18 protein-coding genes are annotated in these 20,942 nt (G+C 48.1%); 12 read left to right on the forward strand and 6 right to left on the reverse strand.

The features are described 5' to 3' along the window. The first annotated feature begins 185 nt into the window (after nt 1–185). The 5 genes from RWY97_RS07410 (at nt 186) to RWY97_RS07430 (ending at nt 6,913) form a co-directional block, all read left to right on the forward strand. On the forward strand, nt 186–2,276 hold the full coding sequence (locus RWY97_RS07410) for a GDSL-type esterase/lipase family protein (RefSeq protein WP_315566406.1): 2,091 nt from the start codon (nt 186–188) through the stop codon (nt 2,274–2,276). A gap of 105 nt (nt 2,277–2,381) precedes the next feature. Further along, nucleotides 2,382–3,473 carry a cyclically-permuted mutarotase family protein gene (locus RWY97_RS07415; RefSeq protein WP_315566408.1) on the forward strand — a complete coding sequence of 364 codons (1,092 nt, stop codon included), beginning with the start codon at nt 2,382–2,384 and terminating at the stop codon, nt 3,471–3,473. A gap of 67 nt (nt 3,474–3,540) precedes the next feature. Beyond that, entirely contained in the window at nt 3,541–4,779 is a 1,239-nt protein-coding gene (locus RWY97_RS07420; RefSeq protein WP_315566409.1) for an MFS transporter, read from the forward strand. Between the two features lie 24 nt (nt 4,780–4,803). Continuing rightward, nucleotides 4,804–5,721, forward strand: coding sequence for a dihydrodipicolinate synthase family protein (locus RWY97_RS07425; protein WP_021583189.1), 918 nt, complete (start codon nt 4,804–4,806; stop codon nt 5,719–5,721). Between the two features lie 10 nt (nt 5,722–5,731). After that, nucleotides 5,732–6,913: an AGE family epimerase/isomerase gene (locus RWY97_RS07430; RefSeq protein ID WP_315566411.1), complete on the forward strand. Its 1,182-nt coding sequence runs from the start codon at nt 5,732–5,734 to the stop codon at nt 6,911–6,913. A gap of 312 nt (nt 6,914–7,225) precedes the next feature. Here the strand turns inward: RWY97_RS07430 and RWY97_RS07435 are convergent, their stop codons facing one another. The 6 genes from RWY97_RS07435 to xseA all read right to left on the reverse strand — a co-directional run bounded on the left by RWY97_RS07435 (nt 7,226) and on the right by xseA (nt 15,466). Further along, the gene (locus RWY97_RS07435; protein ID WP_315566413.1) at nt 7,226–8,767 is read right to left on the reverse strand and encodes an Lcl C-terminal domain-containing protein; all 1,542 of its coding nucleotides are present in this window, start codon (nt 8,765–8,767) and stop codon (nt 7,226–7,228) included. A 31-nt stretch (nt 8,768–8,798) separates the two neighbouring features. Beyond that, a complete protein-coding gene (locus RWY97_RS07440) occupies nt 8,799–9,002 on the reverse strand; it encodes a hypothetical protein (protein WP_039875757.1) in 204 nt (67 codons plus the stop codon). A 643-nt stretch (nt 9,003–9,645) separates the two neighbouring features. Beyond that, nucleotides 9,646–10,656, reverse strand: coding sequence for a metallophosphoesterase family protein (locus RWY97_RS07445; RefSeq protein ID WP_315566415.1), 1,011 nt, complete (start codon nt 10,654–10,656; stop codon nt 9,646–9,648). A gap of 226 nt (nt 10,657–10,882) precedes the next feature. Continuing rightward, nucleotides 10,883–13,582, reverse strand: coding sequence for a 3'-5' exonuclease (locus RWY97_RS07450; RefSeq protein ID WP_315566417.1), 2,700 nt, complete (start codon nt 13,580–13,582; stop codon nt 10,883–10,885). 343 nt (nt 13,583–13,925) lie between these two features. Continuing rightward, nucleotides 13,926–14,135 (reverse strand): exodeoxyribonuclease VII small subunit, encoded by a 210-nt coding sequence (gene xseB / locus RWY97_RS07455; protein WP_024992181.1) that lies wholly within the window; start codon nt 14,133–14,135, stop codon nt 13,926–13,928. A gap of 20 nt (nt 14,136–14,155) precedes the next feature. Then, nucleotides 14,156–15,466 carry an exodeoxyribonuclease VII large subunit gene (xseA, locus tag RWY97_RS07460; protein ID WP_315566418.1) on the reverse strand — a complete coding sequence of 437 codons (1,311 nt, stop codon included), beginning with the start codon at nt 15,464–15,466 and terminating at the stop codon, nt 14,156–14,158. A 130-nt stretch (nt 15,467–15,596) separates the two neighbouring features. Between xseA and RWY97_RS07465 the strand changes: the two genes are divergently transcribed. Genes RWY97_RS07465 through RWY97_RS07495 form a run of 7 tightly spaced genes read left to right on the forward strand, consistent with a single transcriptional unit; the run spans nt 15,597 to nt 20,926 of the window. Continuing rightward, nucleotides 15,597–16,982, forward strand: a complete 1,386-nt coding sequence (locus tag RWY97_RS07465; protein ID WP_315566420.1) for an MATE family efflux transporter — start codon at nt 15,597–15,599, stop codon at nt 16,980–16,982. After that, nucleotides 16,957–17,583 carry a cytidylate kinase-like family protein gene (locus tag RWY97_RS07470; RefSeq protein WP_315566422.1) on the forward strand — a complete coding sequence of 209 codons (627 nt, stop codon included), beginning with the start codon at nt 16,957–16,959 and terminating at the stop codon, nt 17,581–17,583. The genes RWY97_RS07465 and RWY97_RS07470 overlap by 26 nt, the downstream gene beginning before the upstream one ends. Continuing rightward, nucleotides 17,580–18,065, forward strand: coding sequence for a metallophosphoesterase family protein (locus tag RWY97_RS07475; RefSeq protein ID WP_315566423.1), 486 nt, complete (start codon nt 17,580–17,582; stop codon nt 18,063–18,065). Before RWY97_RS07470 ends, RWY97_RS07475 begins: the two co-directional genes overlap by 4 nt. Before the next feature lie 55 nt (nt 18,066–18,120). Next, the gene (gene rfbB / locus RWY97_RS07480) at nt 18,121–19,269 is read left to right on the forward strand and encodes a dTDP-glucose 4,6-dehydratase (protein ID WP_315566425.1); all 1,149 of its coding nucleotides are present in this window, start codon (nt 18,121–18,123) and stop codon (nt 19,267–19,269) included. Continuing rightward, nucleotides 19,269–19,568, forward strand: a complete 300-nt coding sequence (locus RWY97_RS07485) for a hypothetical protein (RefSeq protein WP_021583366.1) — start codon at nt 19,269–19,271, stop codon at nt 19,566–19,568. The genes rfbB and RWY97_RS07485 overlap by 1 nt, the downstream gene beginning before the upstream one ends. 19 nt (nt 19,569–19,587) lie before the next feature. Further along, complete coding sequence (locus RWY97_RS07490) at nt 19,588–19,992, forward strand: sugar 3,4-ketoisomerase (protein ID WP_021583226.1); 405 nt, start codon at nt 19,588–19,590, stop codon at nt 19,990–19,992. Further along, the gene (locus RWY97_RS07495) at nt 19,985–20,926 is read left to right on the forward strand and encodes a GNAT family N-acetyltransferase (RefSeq protein WP_315566427.1); all 942 of its coding nucleotides are present in this window, start codon (nt 19,985–19,987) and stop codon (nt 20,924–20,926) included. The genes RWY97_RS07490 and RWY97_RS07495 overlap by 8 nt, the downstream gene beginning before the upstream one ends. Nucleotides 20,927–20,942 lie beyond the last annotated feature (16 nt).

Below are 20,942 nucleotides of genomic sequence, written 5' to 3' on the forward strand. Positions count from 1 at the left end.
ATGCGGATGGAAAGAGTGTACAGACCGATTTGTACCGTTGTGAATACGGTCAGTATCGCATTCGCGTAGCGGATGAAGTTTGTCAAACCTTTCAAAGAGATTCTTGGAATTGCAGGAAATATATTATCTTTGTCCGACGAATACCCAACGGGAAACCCATTATAAGATACAAAGAATAAACTAAGATGAAAAGGACGACTCTTTTGCTGTTTCTCCTGACCGCACTGACTGTCACAGGATGGGGAAAACAGGTGATAAGAGTGGCGTGTGTAGGTAACAGCGTCACTTATGGATCAGGATTGGCCGACCGAAAGACACAGGCTTATCCCGTCAGACTACAGCAAATGCTCGGAGATCGCTATGAGGTGAGCAACTTCGGACATCCTGGTGCCACACTGCTTAGACGTGGACATAAACCTTATATGCGGTTGCCCGAATTTCGGGAAGCCCTGAAATTCAAGGCCGATTGGGTGGTAATCCATCTCGGATTGAATGATACCGACCCACGAAACTGGCCGAATTACGGTTCGGAATTTATTCGCGACTATCGCACACTTATTGATTCGTTTCGCGTATCGAACCCGAACGCACGGATTTGGATATGCTTGATGACACCCATCGGCGACCGACACCCGCGTTTTCAGAGTGGAACACGCGACTGGTTCGCAGCTATTCAGCAGTGCATCAGGCGCATTGCAGCCACGGCCAACGTAGGATTGATCGACCTGAATGCACCTTTATACAATCGCCCCGACCTTTTTCCGGATGCTCTTCATCCTAATGCCGAGGGAGCAGAGATAATAGCTCGAACGATTTACAGCAATCTTACAGGCAACTTCGGAGGGCTTCAGCTCTCGCCGCTTTACACTGACGGGATGGTGATTCAGCGCGAACGCCCCATCTGTTTCAATGGTCAAGCCAATGCGGGAACCGTTGTCAAAGTGCAGTTTGATAAGCAAGAACAAACAATAAAGGTCTCGCCCGACGGCAAATGGTGCGTAACATTCCCGCAAAAAGCAGCCGGCGGTCCTTATTCGATAATGATTTCGGCCGGCAAGCAGCAACGAATTATCCGTGATGTGTGGGTGGGCGACGTATGGCTTTGCTCGGGACAGTCGAATATGGAGTTCACTCTGGCACGGTGTGCTACGGTAGATGAAGATATCAAATCAGCCGACCGGCATCCGAATTTACACCTATTTAATATGTCTACACATTATCCCACCGATGCCGTTGTGTGGGATTCGGTAACACTGACGAATATAAACAGTCTCCGACTGTTGAATAAAGGTCCGTGGCAAAGGTGCAATACGCAGAATGCCCGCAAGTTTTCGGCTGTGGCTTACCACTTCGGCCGCGTGTTGGCCGACAGTTTGCAGATACCCATCGGACTGATCTGCAATGCCGTAGGAGGTACCACCACCGAAGCCTGGATTGATCGTTCGACATTAGAATGGCAGTTTCCCGCTATCCTCAACGACTGGTATCACGGCGACTATGGGCAGCAATGGGCACGCAATCGAGCGCTGCTGAATATCAAAAATACAAAGAACCGATTGCAACGGCACCCCTATCAGCCTGCTTATATGTTCGAGTCGGGCATCCTTCCGCTCGATCATTATGCCGTGAAAGGCGTAATTTGGTATCAGGGAGAGTCGAATGCACACAATGCAGAACTGCATTCCCGTCTTTTTCCGATGCTTGAAGCGAGCTGGCGAGCATATTTCAGAGACTCTCGATTGCCGTTTTACTTTGTGCAACTGTCTCGCTTAAATCGCCCGTCTTGGCCCGCTTTTCGGGAGAGTCAGCGGCAATTGAGCCTGAAATTGCGTGACACTTGGATGACGGTAACGAGCGATTTGGGCGATTCTCTCAATGTGCATTACCGCCATAAAAGGCCTGTCGGCGAGCGATTGGCATTGCAGGCGCTACGCCACTCGTATCGACACGCAGTCGTTTCAGAAGGCCCTGTGCTCCGAAATGTCGTGAATGACGGCGTAAAACTGATTCTCTCGTTTGACAATGCAGTCGGATTGCGGGCAAAAGATGGTGTACTTCGTGGTTTTGAAGTGGCCGGAACAGAGGGTCTCTATGTGCCCGCCGAGGCGCGGATTGTGGGCAATCAAGTGGAAATAAGTAGCGATCGGGTGTCTCATCCTTGTGCAGTACGTTATGGTTGGCAACCTTTTACACGAGCGAATTTAGTAAATGAAAAAGGTCTTCCGGCATCAACATTTACGGAAGAAATAGTCCCTTACCCGTCCTCTCTCCCTTAAAAAGGAGAGTGAAAGCATCAGTAGATTGACAAACAAACATTTTTCCGTCTTTCTCTTTATCCTTAGGAGAAGCCGATGGAGACTCTAACAAGATAATATTTATAAATGAAAGGACTGCTATTATTGGTTTTTGCCCTTTTAATGGGTATCGAAAGCAATGCCGAAGAACTATTTTCCGTTCGGCGAGTGTATGGTTTTCCTGCGGGTGAACGAGGTATCGAACAGGGTGTCTCAGCGTGTTTCGCAGGGGCGATAGGGCATAGATTGTTGATGGCCGGCGGCTGCAACTTCCCCGAAGTACCTGCAGCCGACGGTGGGAAGAAACGATTTTATCGCGGAATTTATGCTGCCCGCCTTGTAAAAGACGATAGCTTAAACTGGAAAAAGGTAGGAGAACTGCCAACCGAAACCGCTTACGGTGTGTCTGTTACATTAGAAAACGGTGTCGTTTGCATCGGAGGCTGCAACGCATCAGGAGCTTTGCGCACGGTCCTTCATATTCGGATGGAAAACGAAAAGGCTGTCATTGATGCGTGGCCGGAACTTCCCTGTACAATGGATAATATGACGGGATGTCGCGTAGGACGATATATCTATGTAGGAGGCGGCAACTGCGACGGAATTCCCGGTAGTCGGGTGTTGCGTCTCGACCTGCAAAACGTAAAGCACGGATGGGTTCATTGCACGGCATTTCCGGGCAATCCGCGGGTACAACCCGTGTCGGGCGCCGTAGACGACATCGCCTTTTGTATTTGGGGCGGCTTCAATCCGCGCACCGATAAAGCTCCTGCCACACTTTCCTTAGAGGGCTGTGCCATCACGACCGATGACGGGACGTGGAGTCAGGAGCCTATTCCGACGGACAAAACCGGTGCTCCCATCTTCCTCGGCGGTGCCGCATCGGTGGGACTCCCAACAGGAGAGACACTTGTAGTAGGCGGCGTTCATCGAGACATCTTCCTGCAAGCGCTCAACAATCCACAGCCCGACTATTTGCGACATCCCGCAGAATGGTATTGTTTCAACCCCGATATTCTGCTCTATGACTATGGAGAATGGCGCTTAGTAGGCCGCAGTCAGGTTACGGCTCGTGCCGGGGCAGCCCTTGTTTGGTTTGAAAATGCAGTCTATCTTATCGGCGGAGAATTGAAACCCGGTATCCGTTCACCACACATTTTTAAATTATTTAGCCATTAACCCCCTGTATTTATTAAAATAAATGATTAATTTTGTAGCCATTAATAAACACTAATAGCTACCCTTGATGAAGATAACTAAATCTTACCCGTGGATTGTTGTAGCGCTGCTTTGGGTCGTTGCGCTCCTTAACTATATGGACAGGCAGATGCTGTCGACAATGCAGGAAGCAATGAAAGCAGATATTGCAGAGCTCAATCGGGCCGAAGCTTTCGGCGCATTGATGGCTGTTTTCCTATGGATTTATGGTATAGTGAGTCCTTTTGCGGGAATCATCGCCGACCGGGTGAGTCGTAAATGGCTCGTCATCGGCAGTTTGTTTGTATGGTCGGCAGTAACATTCCTGATGGGATATGCCACTACTTTCCACGAACTTTACTGGCTTCGGGCCTTTATGGGCATCAGTGAAGCACTGTATATACCGTCTGCCTTGTCGCTCATTGCCGATTGGCACGAAGGCAAATCACGGTCGCTGGCAGTGGGAATCCATATGACTGGCCTCTATGTCGGGCAAGCAATCGGTGGTTTCGGAGCCACAGTTGCCGCACTGTTTTCGTGGCATTCTACCTTTCATTGGTTCGGAATCGTCGGCATTTTATACTCTTTCGTCTTGCTGTTAACGCTGAATGAGAAGCCGAAAGACCATCTTTCATCAGACAAAAAGCCGCAAACGAGCCGGCCGTTAAGTTTCAATGTCTTCAAAGGACTCGGCGTGGTACTGTCTAACTGGGCGTTTTGGATCATTCTGTTTTACTTTGCCGCTCCCAGTCTTCCGGGTTGGGCGACGAAAAACTGGCTGCCGACGCTATTTTCATCAAGCCTCAATATCCCGATGGCCGATGCCGGTCCGTTGTCTACAATCACTATTGCCGTGTCTTCATTTATCGGAGTCATCATAGGTGGAATACTTTCCGACCGTTGGGTTCAGCATAACCTGCGCGGCCGAATCTATACAAGTGCAATCGGACTGGGAATGACTATCCCCGCACTTCTACTCTTAGGACTGGGCCATCATATCGTTGCCATTGTAGGAGCAGGGCTCTGTTTCGGTGTAGGTTACGGTATTTTTGATGCCAATAATATGCCGATCCTCTGCCAGTTCGTCTCCGCTCGTTATCGTGCTACGGCCTATGGCGTGATGAATATGACGGGCGTGTTTGCCGGAGCAGCTGTAACCCAGGTATTGGGAGCGTGGAGCGACGGCGGCAATTTAGGTTTGGGATTTGCCCTTTTGGGTGCAGTCGTGGCACTGGCCTTGGCATTACAATTGATATTCCTTCGTCCCACGACAGATAATATGCAGTAAACAACACAAAAAAAAACAATAGATATGGAAAAGATTATCGGTCTGATAGATGCCCCGTTTACTCCGTTTCATCCCAACGGAGATGTCAATTTACAACCCATCGAGGCCTATGCCGCAATGCTGGTTAAAAATGGTTTGAAGGGAGTTTTCATCAACGGATCTTCCGGTGAAGGCTATATGCTCACCCCGCAAGAACGTATGCAACTGGCCGAACGATGGGTTTCGGTGGCTCCAGAAGGGTTTAAAGTGATCGTACACGTGGGTAGTTGCTGTCTGCGCGAGAGCCGGCAGCTGGCCGAACACGCGCAGAAGATCGGTGCTTGGGGCATCGGTGCGATGGCACCTCCATTCCCTCGAATCGGCAGAATACAAGAACTTGTTGAATATTGCGAGGCTATTGCCTCGGCAGCTCCAAATCTTCCTTTTTATTATTATCATATTCCAGCTTTCAACGGAGCCTTTCTTCCGATGCTCGATTTGCTGAAAGCAGTGGACGGACGCATACCTAACTTTGCCGGAATCAAATATACTTATGAGAGTCTTTACGAGTATAACCAATGTCGTTTGTATCAGGATAACAAGTTTGATATGCTTCACGGGCAAGACGAAACTATCCTTCCGAGTCTCGCACAAGGTGGAGCCAAAGGCGGAATAGGCGGTACCACCAATTATAACGGACGCGAATTGGTGGGCATTATCGATGCCTGGAATCGCGGAGACATTGCTACAGCCCGTGAAAAACAAGACTTTGCACAGGCCGTCATCAACGTGATCTGCCGCTATCGGGGTAACATCGTGGGCGGAAAACGCATTATGAAGCTCATCGGTTTCGACTTAGGTCCGAACCGAACACCTTTCCGTAATATGACCGACGACGAAGAACGACAGATGCGGAAAGAGTTAGAAGAGATCAGATTCTTTGATCGTTGTAATGTGTTTTAACAGGTTTACTATGGACATCAAACAGTATTTGACCGATTGGTCAGCCTCTTATCGAAGCGATTTAGTAAACAACATCTTGCCGTTTTGGCTCGAACACGGACTCGATCGCAAGTTCGGCGGCGTCTATACCTGCGTGGATCGTGACGGAACTTTAATGGATTCGACTAAATCGGTGTGGTTTCAGGGCCGCTTCGGATTTATTACCGCTTTTGCCTATAACAACATTGAGCGGCGCGCAGAATGGCTCGAAGCCTCCAAGAGTTGTATTGATTTCATCACCGACCATTGCTGCGATGAGAACGGAAGAATGTATTTCGAAGTGACGGCAGACGGCACTCCGCTGCGAATGCGCCGTTATCTCTTCTCCGAATGCTTTGCAGCTATCGCGATGTCGGAGTATTCCATCGCATCGAGAGATAAGAGTTACGCGGAACGTGCACTCGACCTATTCCGACTCATACTGCGATACAAGAACACACCGGGACTTCTCGAACCGAAGTATCTGCCCGCCTTGGCGTGTCAGGGACACTCGCTTACGATGATACTCATCAACACCGCCTCGCGATTGAGGGCTGCACAGGATGATCCGATGCTCAAAGCACAGATCGATGAGTCACTGGATGCGCTGCAGAAGTATTTCATCCATCCCGAATTTAAAGCTCTTTTGGAAACAGTCGGACCGCAGGGTGAATTCATCGATACCTGTAACGGGCGCGTAATCAATCCCGGTCATTGCATCGAAACATCGTGGTTTATCCTCGAAGAAGCCCGTGCGCGCGGTTGGGACAATGATCTCAAACAGCTCGGTTTGCAGATTTTCGACTGGTCGTGGGACTGGGGTTGGGATGCGGAATACGGCGGAATCATCAACTTCCGAGACTGTCGCAACCTACCGCCGCAAGACTATTCGCAGGACATGAAATTCTGGTGGCCTCAGACCGAGACGATCATCGCGTCGCTCTATGCCTATCTCGCCAGCGGCGAAGAGCGCTATCTGCATATCCACAAGCAGATCAGCGACTGGACATACAGCCATCTTCCCGATGCGGAATACGGCGAATGGTTCGGTTATCTCCATCGCGACGGAACCGTGGCACAGCCTGCCAAGGGTAACATCTTTAAAGGTCCGTTCCACATTCCGCGGATGATGATCAAGGGGTATATGCTTTGCCAGGAGATTCTTAATAAGTAAACGAGTGAACAAGCTGACAAGAATTTACTTGTTCACTACTTGTCTACTCGTTCACTCGTCTACTTACTATAGTGTAGTACGGCAGTATTCATTGGCGTTTGGGGTCCGAAGATAGCAGTATCCACAATCCGCGCACTTCCACTGTTGATAAAGGTTGTCGCTTTGCCGCTTCCGTTACAGCCCGATACGCTGAGTTCTTAAACGATTCTGCTACAGTAAAAGAGACATCCGATTTGTATACAAATCGGATGTTCTTGAAATACGATGTCCCATACGTTAATAAATTCATCGCACTCACGTAATTTGTAAGGACTACTCTGTGCGCCATACTTGGAAACCGCCGTCACGCTCATAGATATTGCCTACAACAACGTCACCATTGTAAAAGTAGAGATAATACGCACGCCCACTGAAGAAAGGCTCGGGAGTGCAGCTCCAATAGCGGCCGTGCGTTCCAAAGTCTTTCAACTTGCCATTGCTATAATATCCCGCAGCAGGGAGGAAGAAATAGTTGCCGGTGTTGGCAGGAGTTTGATGAGTGATATAATTATTATTGGGTGGTGTTATATAAAGCCTCTTAGTAGCTAAATCACGACCCAGTGGATCTGCTTTTTTGAGTTCAGCTGCATTTGCTTTCCCATTTTCAGAAGCAATAACACTCGCCTTCTTAAACCACATTCCACCAACATAAAGGTGCCTCCAGGTCGTCCACAGGGTGGTATTGTCCCAATGCGGATCGCCTTTCAGGCAATACCAAATGCACTCGTTGACGTTGGGGCAAAACTTTGCCGATTTAGAAGCGGCAGTAGGATGGCTTACTTGACTATACCAGCGATTTGCATCCGAGGCTTCTGGATAACCACTACTTTGTACACCGTTTTTCTTAGGCTGTGCCGCTTTATGTCCCGCCCAATATTCATCTTGAGCATCCCACATATAATATTTATCATCACAGACTTTTACATCCAGTTTCGATGCAATGTCGTAATACTCTCTTGCTACATAATTGAATGCTTTAAGCTTTTTGACAATAACCCCTTCGACGTTAGTCTGAACATCTCTTATATAATACTTCACGGTGAGCTTATGATAACCGGGAGCAATCACCATAAATGCTCTGTTGGTGACAAGAGAGGTATTATTTTTATTCAGAGGAAAACCATCAGCATAGTCACCACTCCCCTTTGTTGTGAGCGTGATGGTCTTTTCGCTTCCTGAACCAGTGAGTTTATTACCGGCGGCATCGAGTGTGTAGCTGCCGGCAATATTATTGTCGGAACTAACTTCAATTTTCGTAATATAGGTGCTGACAAGCGTATGGCTTGTAGAAGGCAGGAAACACAGATACGATGCCTTATGCTCAAGTGTGAAATCAAATTGCCCATTTGCATTCTTGATTGCTTTTCCCAATCCACAGTCGCCGGCTTTACCGAAGTGCTTGGTGTTATTGGGCTCTGTCTGTGTCTGTTGGGCTGCGATAGTCACTTGGTCATTGACGCCGTCCGCTCCGGGATAATAGACCGTGTAACTATTTGATGCGTAAGTGCCCGGCATCATAAACTTGAAATGTGCTTGTCGGGTTCCTGAGACAGAGTTACTGCTCTTTTTAAAGCCGTTGCCATCATCTTTTACATAGATATGGTCACCGTCTTCCCAAAAGAAAGCTCCAGAATGATAGTCCAACGACGTACGTGTGTTGGAGGCATCAGCAGAAGCGAAAGCGGTCAAATCTACATTCTCCTTATTTGCTGCTGTTTCTTTTTCTGTGTTCAAGACTGCATCACCATTTGAACACCCTGCCATAACTGCCAGCAGAACGAAGACGGCAACATATGATAAAACTTTTGTTTTCATTATCCGTGAATATTTTATAACATATTTAATCCTACCAAACATTCTCTATTTCTTCTTCACTTCCAAAGAAAGAATTCCTTTTAGCTTCTTCTTCCTCACCAGGACCCGGCTTGTGTACTCCCGGCTGATGATCTCCTGGATAGGAGGTTTCCAACAAATGACTTTCTGTTTTCACATAGAAAGCTTCAATCCTTGGCTTGTGATAAGCCATTCTACTTACTTGATTTTCTTTCATCGCCTTTATTTTTTAATAAATATTTGTTCTTATTTTATTTCTCGAATTTGAGAAAAGACATAAAAGTCCCCGAACAAAGATAACTTTTACAAGCTCTTTGCTTACGGGGTATTCTTAATGTTTTCGCGTGCATATGCGCGAATATAATAATGTAAAGTTACGCCTGTTGTATATAACACTTTTTCCTGAAACAACCAAATACAAAACGTTAAAAAGCACGGAGAAATCAACATTTCTTCGTACAGCATTGCTGTTATATCTTGCTCTTTTTACCATTATACTCTCTTATTCAGATCCTACACCCATCTGACTCTTCCGAGAGAGAAAAATGAATCATATAGACACAAATTCGGCGACAAAGGTAGATAAAGAATCTTAAATTCGCAAACATTTTAAAGAAAAATACATAATTTCTCCCTTTCTTTTCGGAGTTCTACTCCGAAACTTTGCTGAAATCTGAAAGTAAAGACGTTCTAAACATTACGATACGGCCAATACACTTCATATTTACTTTTATCTCGTTGTTTTTCTTTGCCAGACTGTAATAAATAAGAGGTATACGAGAAGACGATGAGAAGTATAGGACTTCTGCACACCTCCTCCCATACCTTTCATCACCGGGTATATAAGGAACCTCCGAATCTTATGGTGCTAACTCTCCTTTACGTGTCTTCCAATTGTCTTTGACATAACTATTAGGATAAGTCGTGGAATTAAGGAGACGTCCACCACGTTCGCGAATATAGGTATCAAAGCTGCGTTTTCCTTCTTTCAGGATAATGACTCGGGCTCCGTTGCGCAGATGGTTATACTCAGTGTTACCCCCGGAAAAACGCCCGTGAGCCAGTAACACGTCATAATAAATGACTGAATAATCGTTATCGTGATCGTGACCGCAGAAGATTCCCATCACATCGCCGCACTCTTTCATTGCCGTAAACATACCCGAGTTGAGGTTAGGAGTATACGCCCGTTCCATCCGAGTACCGTAAAGTATGCATTGAGGATTATCAACGGCCATATTAAATTCAGGCAATGGGACATGAAAAAAGGCCAAAGCCGGAAGTGGGCGACCGCTATTCTGCGAGCGGTAAGTTGCACTCTGACGGCGATACCACCCGATTTGGTCGAATGTTAACCATTGATAACCGTTCACACCAGGCATTCCACTGCGATTGTGGCTGTCGAAACAATACACCAAAGCAGCTGTTCGCGTACCGCTTGACGACTTGATAGGCAGCACATAATCCATTGTCTTAGTCACATTGCGGTCGGGTTGGATGTTGTAAGGCACCTTCCGCATTTGGTCATAAAGCGCAGTGAGCGGCACACCTTGTTCTCCGTCGTGGTTGCCAAACGTCATAACGAAAGGCCTTTTATGCGCCGAAAGACAGTCTAAGACTTCTTGCAGCGCTTCATTCCCGGGCTTTGAATAAATAATATCGCCCGTAACGACGATCAGATCAGGCATCTCTTGGTTTATGATTTCATTCATACAAGCCAGTGCGGCGTCAGAAGCGGGCGTATTGGTCTTATAATGAAGGTCGGTAAACTGTACGATTTTAAATGTCCCGTTGTGGAATTTCAGGCCCTGTCCAACCATTGTCAAACATAACATTGCGGTTATCACGACCGCTGAAAATCTCTTTTCCATATCTTGGTTTACATCAAATACCAGTTGCAAATGTACGAAATAACTCAGGAAATAATGCGCGTTTCGCACAAGATTTTTATCAGAACATAAATTCAACAGCCTGTTCCCGGCAGACATCACCATCGAATCGATGCCGGCAGACGTATCGATCTTTCCCTGCACGAATATCAGAGCCTATTATCGTCAGAGCAAATCCAGCGTGCACTTTAACATTCAGTAATCCTCATCAGCTGAAATATCGCAAGATGGGTGTCATAAAACGAGTAAGCTGATTGGGGCGAGGCTGATTGTGATAGTCGATTCGCGACAGACTCTGTGAAATGTAAAGTCGCTTGCGCGAACGCGACATCGCTACGTAAAACTTTCGTGCATCTTCGGCCAACAGCCCCTCATCCGTCTGATTGTAATAGTTGGGATAACGCCCGTCAATAGCATCAAAGACGATGACATTATCGAATTCGAGTCCTTTGGCCTTGTGAACTGTGGTTACGAAAACACGATCTCGGATAACGGAACTGCTACAAAGATCAGCCTCTTTCAGTGTATTGATTTCCATTATATGCCTGCCCAACTGTTCAATCAGTGAATTTTCGCAGTGCATATCGATGACATCTTCCGTGAGATAAGCCTCGATATAACCGATACCGTCGACTTTCTCGACAAGTCCATTGGCCAAAAGCGCATCATAAAAACACATCAGTTCGGCTATCAACGGTAATCGGTCGACCTCTGCACAAGATGTATATAACCGGCGACGGGCATCGAGAAACAAGTCACGATAAATACGTCTAAGCCGCTCTGCACAAGTTTTCACGCGGTCGCGAGCCATAAATGCACGCTGAGCAGGCAGCAAAGCTCGTGCCCGTTCATAGCAATAAGCTACGACGTTGGCCGTTGCCTCGACATCGGCATCGGCCAAATGCGAGTTCTCTCCATGCAAATGAAAGATCTCCAACAAGGCTTTCAACTTGTATTGTTTTAAATCCGGCTCGAGAAGATGCATCAATTTCAGCGAGTCGAAGTACTGAGGAAAACGCTCGTGCAGGTCGATCCCCGGACAATAGCGGCGCAGATTCCGATCGAGTATGTTGTAATCATAGTCCGCATTATGCCCCAACAAGACATCGTCGCCTACATAATCGAGAAACATTTGCAGCGCTTCGTCGTGCGGATATTGCCTGTTGTGCTTCAGTTCTTCGATAATCGGATTCACAATGTCGCCCAAATGAGAAGGTATCTCGCGGTCGGTGGCTATAAAAACAACAAACTCCGAACCTTCCACTACCCGTCCTTCACGCATTTTGACGGCTGCGATCTGCACGATATCATCCGTAAAAACATTGAGCCCCGTTGTCTCGGTGTCGAATACCACGATCTCTTTTTCAGTGCAAGTTCGGACAAAATCCTGCACATAAGACCCATCTTCGTAAAGCAAAAAGTCAGAAGGCAGCAGCCCGTTGTTCTGACACGAACGGACGAAATTACGTGCTGCACTGTTAGTTTCCACTACTTTCAGACCCTTGACCAGCCTCGACCACGCGATAAAATTATGTTCATTGGCCAACACATTGAGGTGAGCAAGCAGCAACTTAACCTCATTGGTAGAAAAAAGATCGATTCCCGACACTTTGAAATGCGGCAACTCCAAGTCTCGCAGCGCCCTGCTTACCAACTCGGCATCGCTGTTTGAACTGACAATTATCGCCGTTGTCTCTTCCGTAAAGTTATCGTGCAGCTGCCGGGCGAATGCAGCCACATCGCGATATTCGGCATCTATGGTGTCACTGTACAGCAATTTCAGTTCACCTTCTCTGCAAGTCGCCTCGTTATCAGCCTCCGGCAACAGGTCGGCATTGATTCGGAGCACCTGCGATGCGTATGTATTCAGCACGTCGAGCAGGTATTTCGGCGACCGATGGTTGACTGTAAGGTGATGGATTCGCCCCTTGCAGCGTTCCCGCAACACGTCGAGCGTATCGAGTTTGGCACCCATAAAGGAGAAGATGGCCTGCTGTTCATCGCCGAGAAACATCACCGTAGCATTATCGTTGGCCGTTATCGCATCGACGATAGCCAGCTGCAAAGGGTTCAAATCTTGCACCTCGTCTATCTGGATCCACGAAAATCGACGAAAGTTCTGCTGCTGTTCGCCCGTTAAAGTGTCGTAAGTAAGCAGTAGCAAGTCTTCAAAATCTACCAGTTTGTTGTCTGTTTTATATTGTTCATACTGCCTGGCGAGTTTCATTTTACGCAGAAGTGCATCGAGAACCGCCCTCATTCCATAATCATAGCCCTCCACCCGTAAAGCATCGAGATAGAAATCGGTATGCATATAGATGTCGGTCATTACTTCGGCAGTAAACTCCATTCGTTGCACACGGCATATTTCGCGCATTGCCGCGATATCATCGGCATTGATACAATCGGTGTGCAACCGCAGCATTCGCGGATGACGATGAGCCACCTGATACATCAAATGCGAGAGAAAAACCACATCGTGATAGTCGTGCAACCGTTTATAAGTAGCCGCCACCTGCGTTTCATCCTCATCGAGAAAGCGTGCCAGAATGCTGATTGCATCGTCATCGTCGATTACCGAAGACTCGGCTGGGATGACATTGTTCTCAAACAGAAACCGCGAACAGAATCGATGAACGTTCCCTACATACAGCTTCGCGATGTCATCGTCATCGATATGCGCACGAATTCGTTCCATCATTCCACGTGCCGCGCGGTTGGTGAACGTCAGACAGAGCATATCTTCATAAGCCGTTCCACATTGTCGAGCCCGCTTCACGCGCTCCGTCAGAATCTGTGTTTTTCCACATCCCGGGGGTGCCAGCACCAAATGCTGACCTCCCTGTATGTCGATTACTTCGCGCTGACTCTCATCCGGCTGCCAATCCAACAGTCTTTCTCCCATCATCTTTTGTCTTTTCAATGGTACAAAGATAATATAATTCGCGGGAAATATAAAAGAATGCGATGTGCTTTGTAATGATTTAAGATTCAAGCAATTACAATACACTTTGCAAAAAGCCGTTAAACGCACGCCGATTAACGGTTAGTTGCACTACGTTTAACGGCTTTTCGCAAGATGATTAACGGCCTTTTAAAATCAAAGCGATATTCCTTTGGTTTTTGCTCGATATTTTCCCTTTCGATAAGACATACATACCGGGATTGCAACCAGAGATTGCTCTTTATACATTTTCATCTTTCAGATAAAGAAATAAATGTGAGCCCCTACTCGTTTGCAAGTCTTTGTCTCAGCATTTAGGAGCATTCGCGCCTTTACCTAATAATTTCTTGATTTCTGCATCGGTCTTTATCAACTTATCTTTGCATAGTTTTATCAACTGCTGAGCAGTCTTCAGCTGCTCGCTGAGCGTATCGATGTCAAGCTCATTGTTCTCCATTCGGGTTACGATATCTTCCAATCGGCGTACCGCATCTTCATATTTAATGTTCTGTTTCATATCCGTTCGATTTGTTTCTCTTATTTCACGACAGACCATATCGTGCCGTGGGCCACACGTGTTTCTATCTCGTCGCCCGACCGAAGACTGCGGGCATCGCGCACGGAACGACCGTTGTGCAAGGTGATACTGTACCCACGGTTGAGCAATTGCACAGGATCGACGGCCTCGACACGCTGTGCAAGCAGGTCTATCCGATGCTGCTCGACCGTGAGAAGTCGTTCGGCAACAGGCGGCAAGCCTGCGGACAGAGCGGCAAGACGATGTTCGGCGGCAGCAAGATGCTGTCGGACAGCAGCAATAAGGGTGGCAAACAGATTGTCAAGATGGGCTTCGCGACTCGTTTTTACGACCGAGAACTGCATCGGGATAACACTTGCGAATCGGTCAATACGCATTCGTTCGATTGCCAATCGCTGTCCGACAATGCGTGTCACGGCCTCTTGCGCCTCGCCGATACGTTGTAACACGGTAGCCAAATGGTCTATAAGAAAAGTCGCTGCGGCCGTAGGCGTCTTCACACTCGTATGAGCAACGAGGTCGAGTACGCTCTCATCGCGCTCGTGTCCGATGCCGGTAATGACCGGAAGCGGGAAGTTGGCCACGTTTTCAGCCAGCTCTAACGTATCGAATCCGCTCAATTCGCTTGTGGCTCCGCCTCCGCGGATGATCACGACTGCGTCGAACGCGTCGGCATCGGCATTGATACGGTCGAGCGCCGCTATCACACTGCGTTCCACTTGTTCACCCTGCATCACGGCAGAAAACAATTGCGCGGTAAAGTGCAGCCCGTAATCATTGTGCAGAAGTTGGTTGCAGAAGTCGCCATAGCCCGCTGCATTCTCGCTGGAAATCACTGCAATGCGCTGTGTAAACATAGGAAGCGATAATTCTTTCTGCAATTCCAAGACTCCCTCCTGCCGTAAAATACGAATGATTTCTTGTCTTCTGCGCGCCAAATCGCCCATTGTAAAGCGCGGATCGATATCGGTAACAATCCACGAAAAGCCGTAAGCCTCGTGGAAATCAGCGTGCACCCGCAGCAGCACTTTCAGTCCGGCACACAGCCGTCGGCCCGTCATCCGCTCGAAATAAGGGCCGACCAGCATCCAGCGCGACCGCCAGCACTTGGCTGAAGCACGGGCAACGGGTGTATGAGTCGACACATCTTTCTGCACCAACTCCATATAACAATGCCCTCGTACTTCCCTTACCTCGGCAAGTTCGGCCTCTACCCAATATTCATCTGGCATCGAGACATCGATTGTTTCACGTACCAGTTGATTGAGTTCATATAAAGACAGTTGCGGGGTTTGCTCCCTATCGGTCATTCGTTCTCCTTTTCTTGTATTTTGATTTGTGCAAAGTTACGATATTAAATCGGTTTTCCGAACGTTTCTCCCGGGGTATTACGCCTGTCTGAGAAATTTTGTTTATATTTGCAGCGTAATCAAAACAGGAATGGATCACAAACAGGCGACTTTGGAATTGGGCACCAAACCCGTAGGTAAACTGCTGATGCAATATGCCATTCCGGCCATTATTGCGATGACGGCAGCGTCGTTATATAATATGGTGGACAGTATTTTCATCGGCCAGGGGGTAGGTGCGATGGCCATTTCAGGGCTTGCCATCACATTCCCTTTTATGAATTTGACGAGCGCTTTCGGTGCAGCCATCGGCATTGGAGCCTCTACCTGCCTTTCGGTTAAGTTAGGACAGAAAGACTATTCCACTGCACAGCGAATCTTAGGAAATACGTTTACGCTGAATCTTATCATCGGATTGTCACTCACATTGGTGTGTCTCCTTTTCCTAAATCCTATTCTTCGCTTCTTCGGAGCAAGCGACCAAACCATCGTTTATGCGCGAGACTATATGGAAGTGATTCTTGCCGGTAACGCAATCTCGCATATGTACTTCGGTCTTAACGCTGTATTGCGGGCGGCAAGCAAGCCTCGACAGGCTATGTTTGCTACCATTTTCACCGTCGCTTTCAATGCAGTGCTCGACCCGTTGTTCATTTTCGGACTCGAACTCGGCATTCGCGGTGCGGCGTATGCAACCATTTTATCGCAAGCCGTGGCGCTCACGTGGCAACTGAAACTATTCAGCAACAAGGCCGAACTCATCCATTTCAAACGCGGAACATTCCGACTGCGACGCGATTTGGTGCGGAATATCATCGGGGTCGGTATGTCTCCCTTTGCAATGAACGTTTGTGCGTGTGTCGTTGTTATTTTTATCAATACCGGACTGGTGCAATACGGCGGCGATTTGGCCGTCGGCGCCTATGGCATTGCCAACAAAGTGGCTTTCATTTTCGTGATGATCACGATGGGAGTCAATCAAGGAATGCAACCGATTGCAGGTTACAACTACGGTTCGCAACAATTAGACAGGCTGTTGCGCGTACTCAAACTAAGCGTCATTGCAGGCACGGTGGTGATGACAAGCGGCTTTTTGCTGGCGACGTTAGCACCTTACCCTTGTGCAAGACTGTTCACTTCGGACAAGACTTTAATTGCAATGTCTATCCGAGGAATACGCATCGTAATGCTGAGTTTCCCCATTGTGGGCTGCCAAATGGTCATCACCAACTTCTTTCAGAGCATCGGTAAGGCACGCATCAGTATGTTTCTGTCGCTGTCCAGACAACTTTTATTTCTCATTCCGATGCTGATTATCCTGCCGAAACATTTCGGCGTAGACGGTGTTTGGATCTCGATGCCGGTGGCCGATACTGTTTCGGCCGGCGTTGCAATAGCGATGATGACCGTATATATGCGTAAATTCAATAGACAACATAAACAGTTGACCGATGAACGACAAGAATTTAATCATTAATGTGGGCCGACAGCTCGGCAGCGGAGGCCGAAGCATTGCGCGATTGTTGGCCGATGAGTTCGCATGTAAGTTCTATGACCGCGAGCTTCTTAACTTAGCGGCCAAGGAAAGCGGTTTTAGTGAGAAGTTCTTTGAGCAAAACGACGAAAATAAAGGATTCTTAAAGTCGCGCTTCCACATACATATTCCTTATATGCCCGACGCCAACTTCTACAACGATAAGTTCTCACAGGAGAGTTTGTTTCAGTTTCAGAGCGATGCAATTCGCAAGGCAGCCGATGCGGGTCCGTGTGTGTTCGTAGGGCGATGCGCCGACTATGTGTTGCGCGATTACCGCAATGTGGTGAATATTTTTATCACAGCCGATACACAAAAACGCATAGAACGCATAGCCGAACGTCACGCCTGCGACGCAAAAACAGCCGAACGATTGGTCAATTCGATTGAGAGTGGTCGCTCCTCTTATTATAATTATTACACGGGTAAACGTTGGGGCTTCAGCGATTCGTATGATCTCTGTATCAATTCGAGTCTGCTCGGCATCAAAGAAACAGCTCGGTATCTGGCTGATTTTATCCGAAAGCGAATGCAACGACAATGAAAAGATTAGGCATTATCAGCGATACGCACGGTTATTGGGACGAGAAGTATCTGCATTACTTAGAACCTTGCGACGAGATTTGGCACGCCGGCGATATCGGTTCGACAGAAGTGGCAGATCGGTTGGCTGCCTTTCGCCCGCTCAAAGCCGTCTACGGCAATTGCGACGGGGGCGATTTAAGACTGATGTTTAAGCCTCGACTGCGTTGGAAATGCGGAGACATAGACGTGCTGATGACGCATATCGGCGGTTATCCGGGGCATTACGACCCTGCAATTCAGAGCACACTGTATGCTGCTCCGCCGCAACTCTTCGTCTGCGGACACTCTCATATCTTGAAGATTCAGTATGACAAAACCCTCCGTTTGCTGCATATCAACCCGGGAGCAGCAGGTATTCAGGGTTGGCATAAAGACCGAACGCTGGTTCGTTTGACCATTGAGGGCAACCGATTCACTGATTGCGAGGTGGTAACTTTATAATTGAGAGTTTCACAAACAAAATCATTTACATTGACAACAACATAAAAACAACGATATGAAAACGTATTTAGTCACGGGCGCAGCAGGTTTTATCGGCGCCAATTTCATTAAATACCTGCTTGAAAAGAAGTACAAGAACGACAACATCCGCATCATCGTGCTTGATGCTTTGACCTATGCGGGCAACCTCGGAACCATCAAAAACAACATCGATGACAAACGATGCTTCTTCGTTCGAGGCGATATCCGCGATCGCGAATTGGTTGACAAACTCTTCAAAGACTACGATCCCGACTTCGTTGTCAACTTTGCGGCCGAGAGTCACGTAGACAGAAGCATTGAAGATCCGCAGCTTTTCCTCTCCGTTAACATCTTAGGCACGCAGAATCTGATGGACGCTGCCCGCCGTGCTTGGGTCAACGGGAAAGATGCCCAGGGCTATCCCACGTGGCGAGAAGGCAAGCGTTATCACCAGGTTTCAACCGATGAGGTCTACGGGAGTCTCGGTTCCACAGGCTATTTTACCGAAGAAACGCCACTGTGTCCGCATAGTCCGTACAGTGCTTCAAAAACAAGTGCTGACCTGTTTGTAATGGCTTATCACGACACTTACCATCTCCCGGTAAGCATCACACGGTGTTCCAACAACTACGGACCCTACCATTTCCCTGAAAAACTTATCCCGTTGATCATCAACAATATTCTTGCCGGTAAGCCATTACCCGTTTACGGCAAGGGCGAAAACATCAGAGACTGGCTCTATGTGGATGATCACTGCAAGGCAATAGACCTTGTTGTACGCGAGGGAAAGGCCGGACAAATATACAATGTGGGCGGACATAACGAGATGAAAAACATAGATATCGTGAAGCTTACCATCAAAACGATTCGCGAAATGATGGAAAACGATAAGTCGTTGCGCACTGTCTTGAAGAAGAAAGAACTCGGTGCCGACGACGAAATACGCATAGACTGGATTAGCAACGACCTGATTACTTTCGTTGCCGACCGCCTGGGCCACGACCAACGCTATGCAATCGACCCCACAAAAATCAAGAATGAGCTGGGTTGGTACCCCGAAACCAAGTTCGCCGACGGCATCGTGAAAACCATCCGATGGAATCTCGAGCACCAAAATTGGATTGCTGAGGTAACCAGTGGCGACTATCAGAAGTATTACGAACAAATGTACGGCAACCGTTGATGGACGCTTTAACGGCCGAAATGCACGCCGTGCTGATGCACTTGGGCCAGAATCCCGGGTGCATCAGTCATCGAATGGAACATTACATCGAGCACATCTTCCACCTATTGCCTGCCGATCACGAGACGATCGCACTGCAATATTTCGGCATTTTGGGGAAAACAGCAGTACCGTTAGACCGTTTGGCCGAGACAAACGGGTACAGTCTCGAAACAATGGCGATGCAAATCGAAACCGATCTACGCCGCTTAGCCGTCACGCCCGAGTGGCAAATGGTACGCCGACTTATTCAATTCTAAGGGTAAACAACTGCAAGAAATGCGTTTAGGACAACTCATAGACCTACCGAAAATCATCGACCCGCGCGGCAATCTCACCGTTGTCGAGGGATACGGCAGTATTCCTTTCGACATACGGCGGGCTTACTGGGTTTATGATGTACCCGGAGGCGAAAGCCGAGGAGGGCACGCTCATCGCCGGCTTCGCCAATTATTGGTGGCTATCAGCGGGTCGTTTACCGTGACATTGGACAACGGACACGCCCGCCACTCTTATCTTTTGAACCACCCTTATCAAGGTCTTCTGATCGAAACAGGTATCTGGCGCACCTTAGACGACTTCTCATCGGGTGCCGTTTGCCTTGTTCTCGCTTCAGAACCATTTGCAGAAGACGATTACATCCGCGATTATTCGGACTTTCTGAAATATGTCGCCAATGTTTGAAGTAGTTCGATACACACCCGAAAAAGCCGACGAATGGAATACGTTCACGGCCCGATCTCGAAACGGAACATTTCTTTTCGATCGACGATATATGGACTATCACAGCGCCAGATATCACGATCACTCGCTGATGATTTATGACCGTGGTCGCCTTGTAGCCTTATTTCCAGCCAACGAAACGGTCGACGGCCGACTGATCTCGCACGAGGGCCTTACCTACGGCGGGTTAATCGTGGGTCGAAAAACCATTACCGACACTGTGATCAACGCCTTTTCGACCCTCGAAAAGTATCTCATCACGGCACGTTTCCAGGTCGTTATCTACAAGGCTGTGCCCCGAATCTATCACGATATACCTTCGGAGGAAGATCTGTATGTGCTTACACAGATCTGCAAAGCACGTCTCATAGGGCGCGATCTCTCGTCAGTCGTCGAACTCAGAAGCCGTATTCGTTTCACGGAACTGCGTCGACGCGGCACCCGAAAAGCCCAAGCTGCGGGTATTTCCATTGCTGAGAGCGATGATATCGATACATTTTGGCAGATTCTCGACAACAATCTCACCCGTAAATACGGTGTACATCCCGTGCATTCGGCTTCCGAACTACGCCTGCTGAAACATCGTTTTCCCTCTCAGATTCGTTTGTTTGTGGCGCGCGAGGGGCAAGAGACAGTGGCGGGAACCGTTGTTTATGTTTGCCGCGACACCATTCACGCTCAATATATAGCAGCATCGGCACGAGGCAAGCAGACAGGCGCACTCGATTTGTTGTTCGCCCGCCTGCTCGACGACGACTTTCGCGAGGCCCGATATTTCGATTTCGGCCGGTCGACAGAGACACTGGGGCAAATGCTCAACCGCGGTCTGATCTTTCAAAAAGAAGGATTCGGCGCACGCGGCGTATGCTACGACACGTACGAATGGTATTTATGAAACTGTCATTCACCGC

Source organism: Hoylesella pleuritidis (assembly GCF_963541955.1).
In the GTDB taxonomy this organism is placed as follows: domain Bacteria; phylum Bacteroidota; class Bacteroidia; order Bacteroidales; family Bacteroidaceae; genus Prevotella; species Prevotella pleuritidis.

Coding starts and splice junctions, on each gene's coding strand:
- RWY97_RS07410 (WP_315566406.1), top strand. CDS start 186: ATGAAAAGGACGACTCTTTTGCTGTTTCTCCTGACCGCACTGACTGTC.
- RWY97_RS07415 (WP_315566408.1), top strand. CDS start 2,382: ATGAAAGGACTGCTATTATTGGTTTTTGCCCTTTTAATGGGTATCGAA.
- RWY97_RS07420 (WP_315566409.1), top strand. CDS start 3,541: ATGAAGATAACTAAATCTTACCCGTGGATTGTTGTAGCGCTGCTTTGG.
- RWY97_RS07425 (WP_021583189.1), top strand. CDS start 4,804: ATGGAAAAGATTATCGGTCTGATAGATGCCCCGTTTACTCCGTTTCAT.
- RWY97_RS07430 (WP_315566411.1), top strand. CDS start 5,732: ATGGACATCAAACAGTATTTGACCGATTGGTCAGCCTCTTATCGAAGC.
- RWY97_RS07435 (WP_315566413.1), bottom strand. CDS start 8,767: ATGAAAACAAAAGTTTTATCATATGTTGCCGTCTTCGTTCTGCTGGCA.
- RWY97_RS07440 (WP_039875757.1), bottom strand. CDS start 9,002: ATGAAAGAAAATCAAGTAAGTAGAATGGCTTATCACAAGCCAAGGATT.
- RWY97_RS07445 (WP_315566415.1), bottom strand. CDS start 10,656: ATGGAAAAGAGATTTTCAGCGGTCGTGATAACCGCAATGTTATGTTTG.
- RWY97_RS07450 (WP_315566417.1), bottom strand. CDS start 13,582: ATGATGGGAGAAAGACTGTTGGATTGGCAGCCGGATGAGAGTCAGCGC.
- xseB (WP_024992181.1), bottom strand. CDS start 14,135: ATGAAACAGAACATTAAATATGAAGATGCGGTACGCCGATTGGAAGAT.
- xseA (WP_315566418.1), bottom strand. CDS start 15,466: ATGACCGATAGGGAGCAAACCCCGCAACTGTCTTTATATGAACTCAAT.
- RWY97_RS07465 (WP_315566420.1), top strand. CDS start 15,597: ATGGATCACAAACAGGCGACTTTGGAATTGGGCACCAAACCCGTAGGT.
- RWY97_RS07470 (WP_315566422.1), top strand. CDS start 16,957: ATGAACGACAAGAATTTAATCATTAATGTGGGCCGACAGCTCGGCAGC.
- RWY97_RS07475 (WP_315566423.1), top strand. CDS start 17,580: ATGAAAAGATTAGGCATTATCAGCGATACGCACGGTTATTGGGACGAG.
- rfbB (WP_315566425.1), top strand. CDS start 18,121: ATGAAAACGTATTTAGTCACGGGCGCAGCAGGTTTTATCGGCGCCAAT.
- RWY97_RS07485 (WP_021583366.1), top strand. CDS start 19,269: ATGGACGCTTTAACGGCCGAAATGCACGCCGTGCTGATGCACTTGGGC.
- RWY97_RS07490 (WP_021583226.1), top strand. CDS start 19,588: ATGCGTTTAGGACAACTCATAGACCTACCGAAAATCATCGACCCGCGC.
- RWY97_RS07495 (WP_315566427.1), top strand. CDS start 19,985: ATGTTTGAAGTAGTTCGATACACACCCGAAAAAGCCGACGAATGGAAT.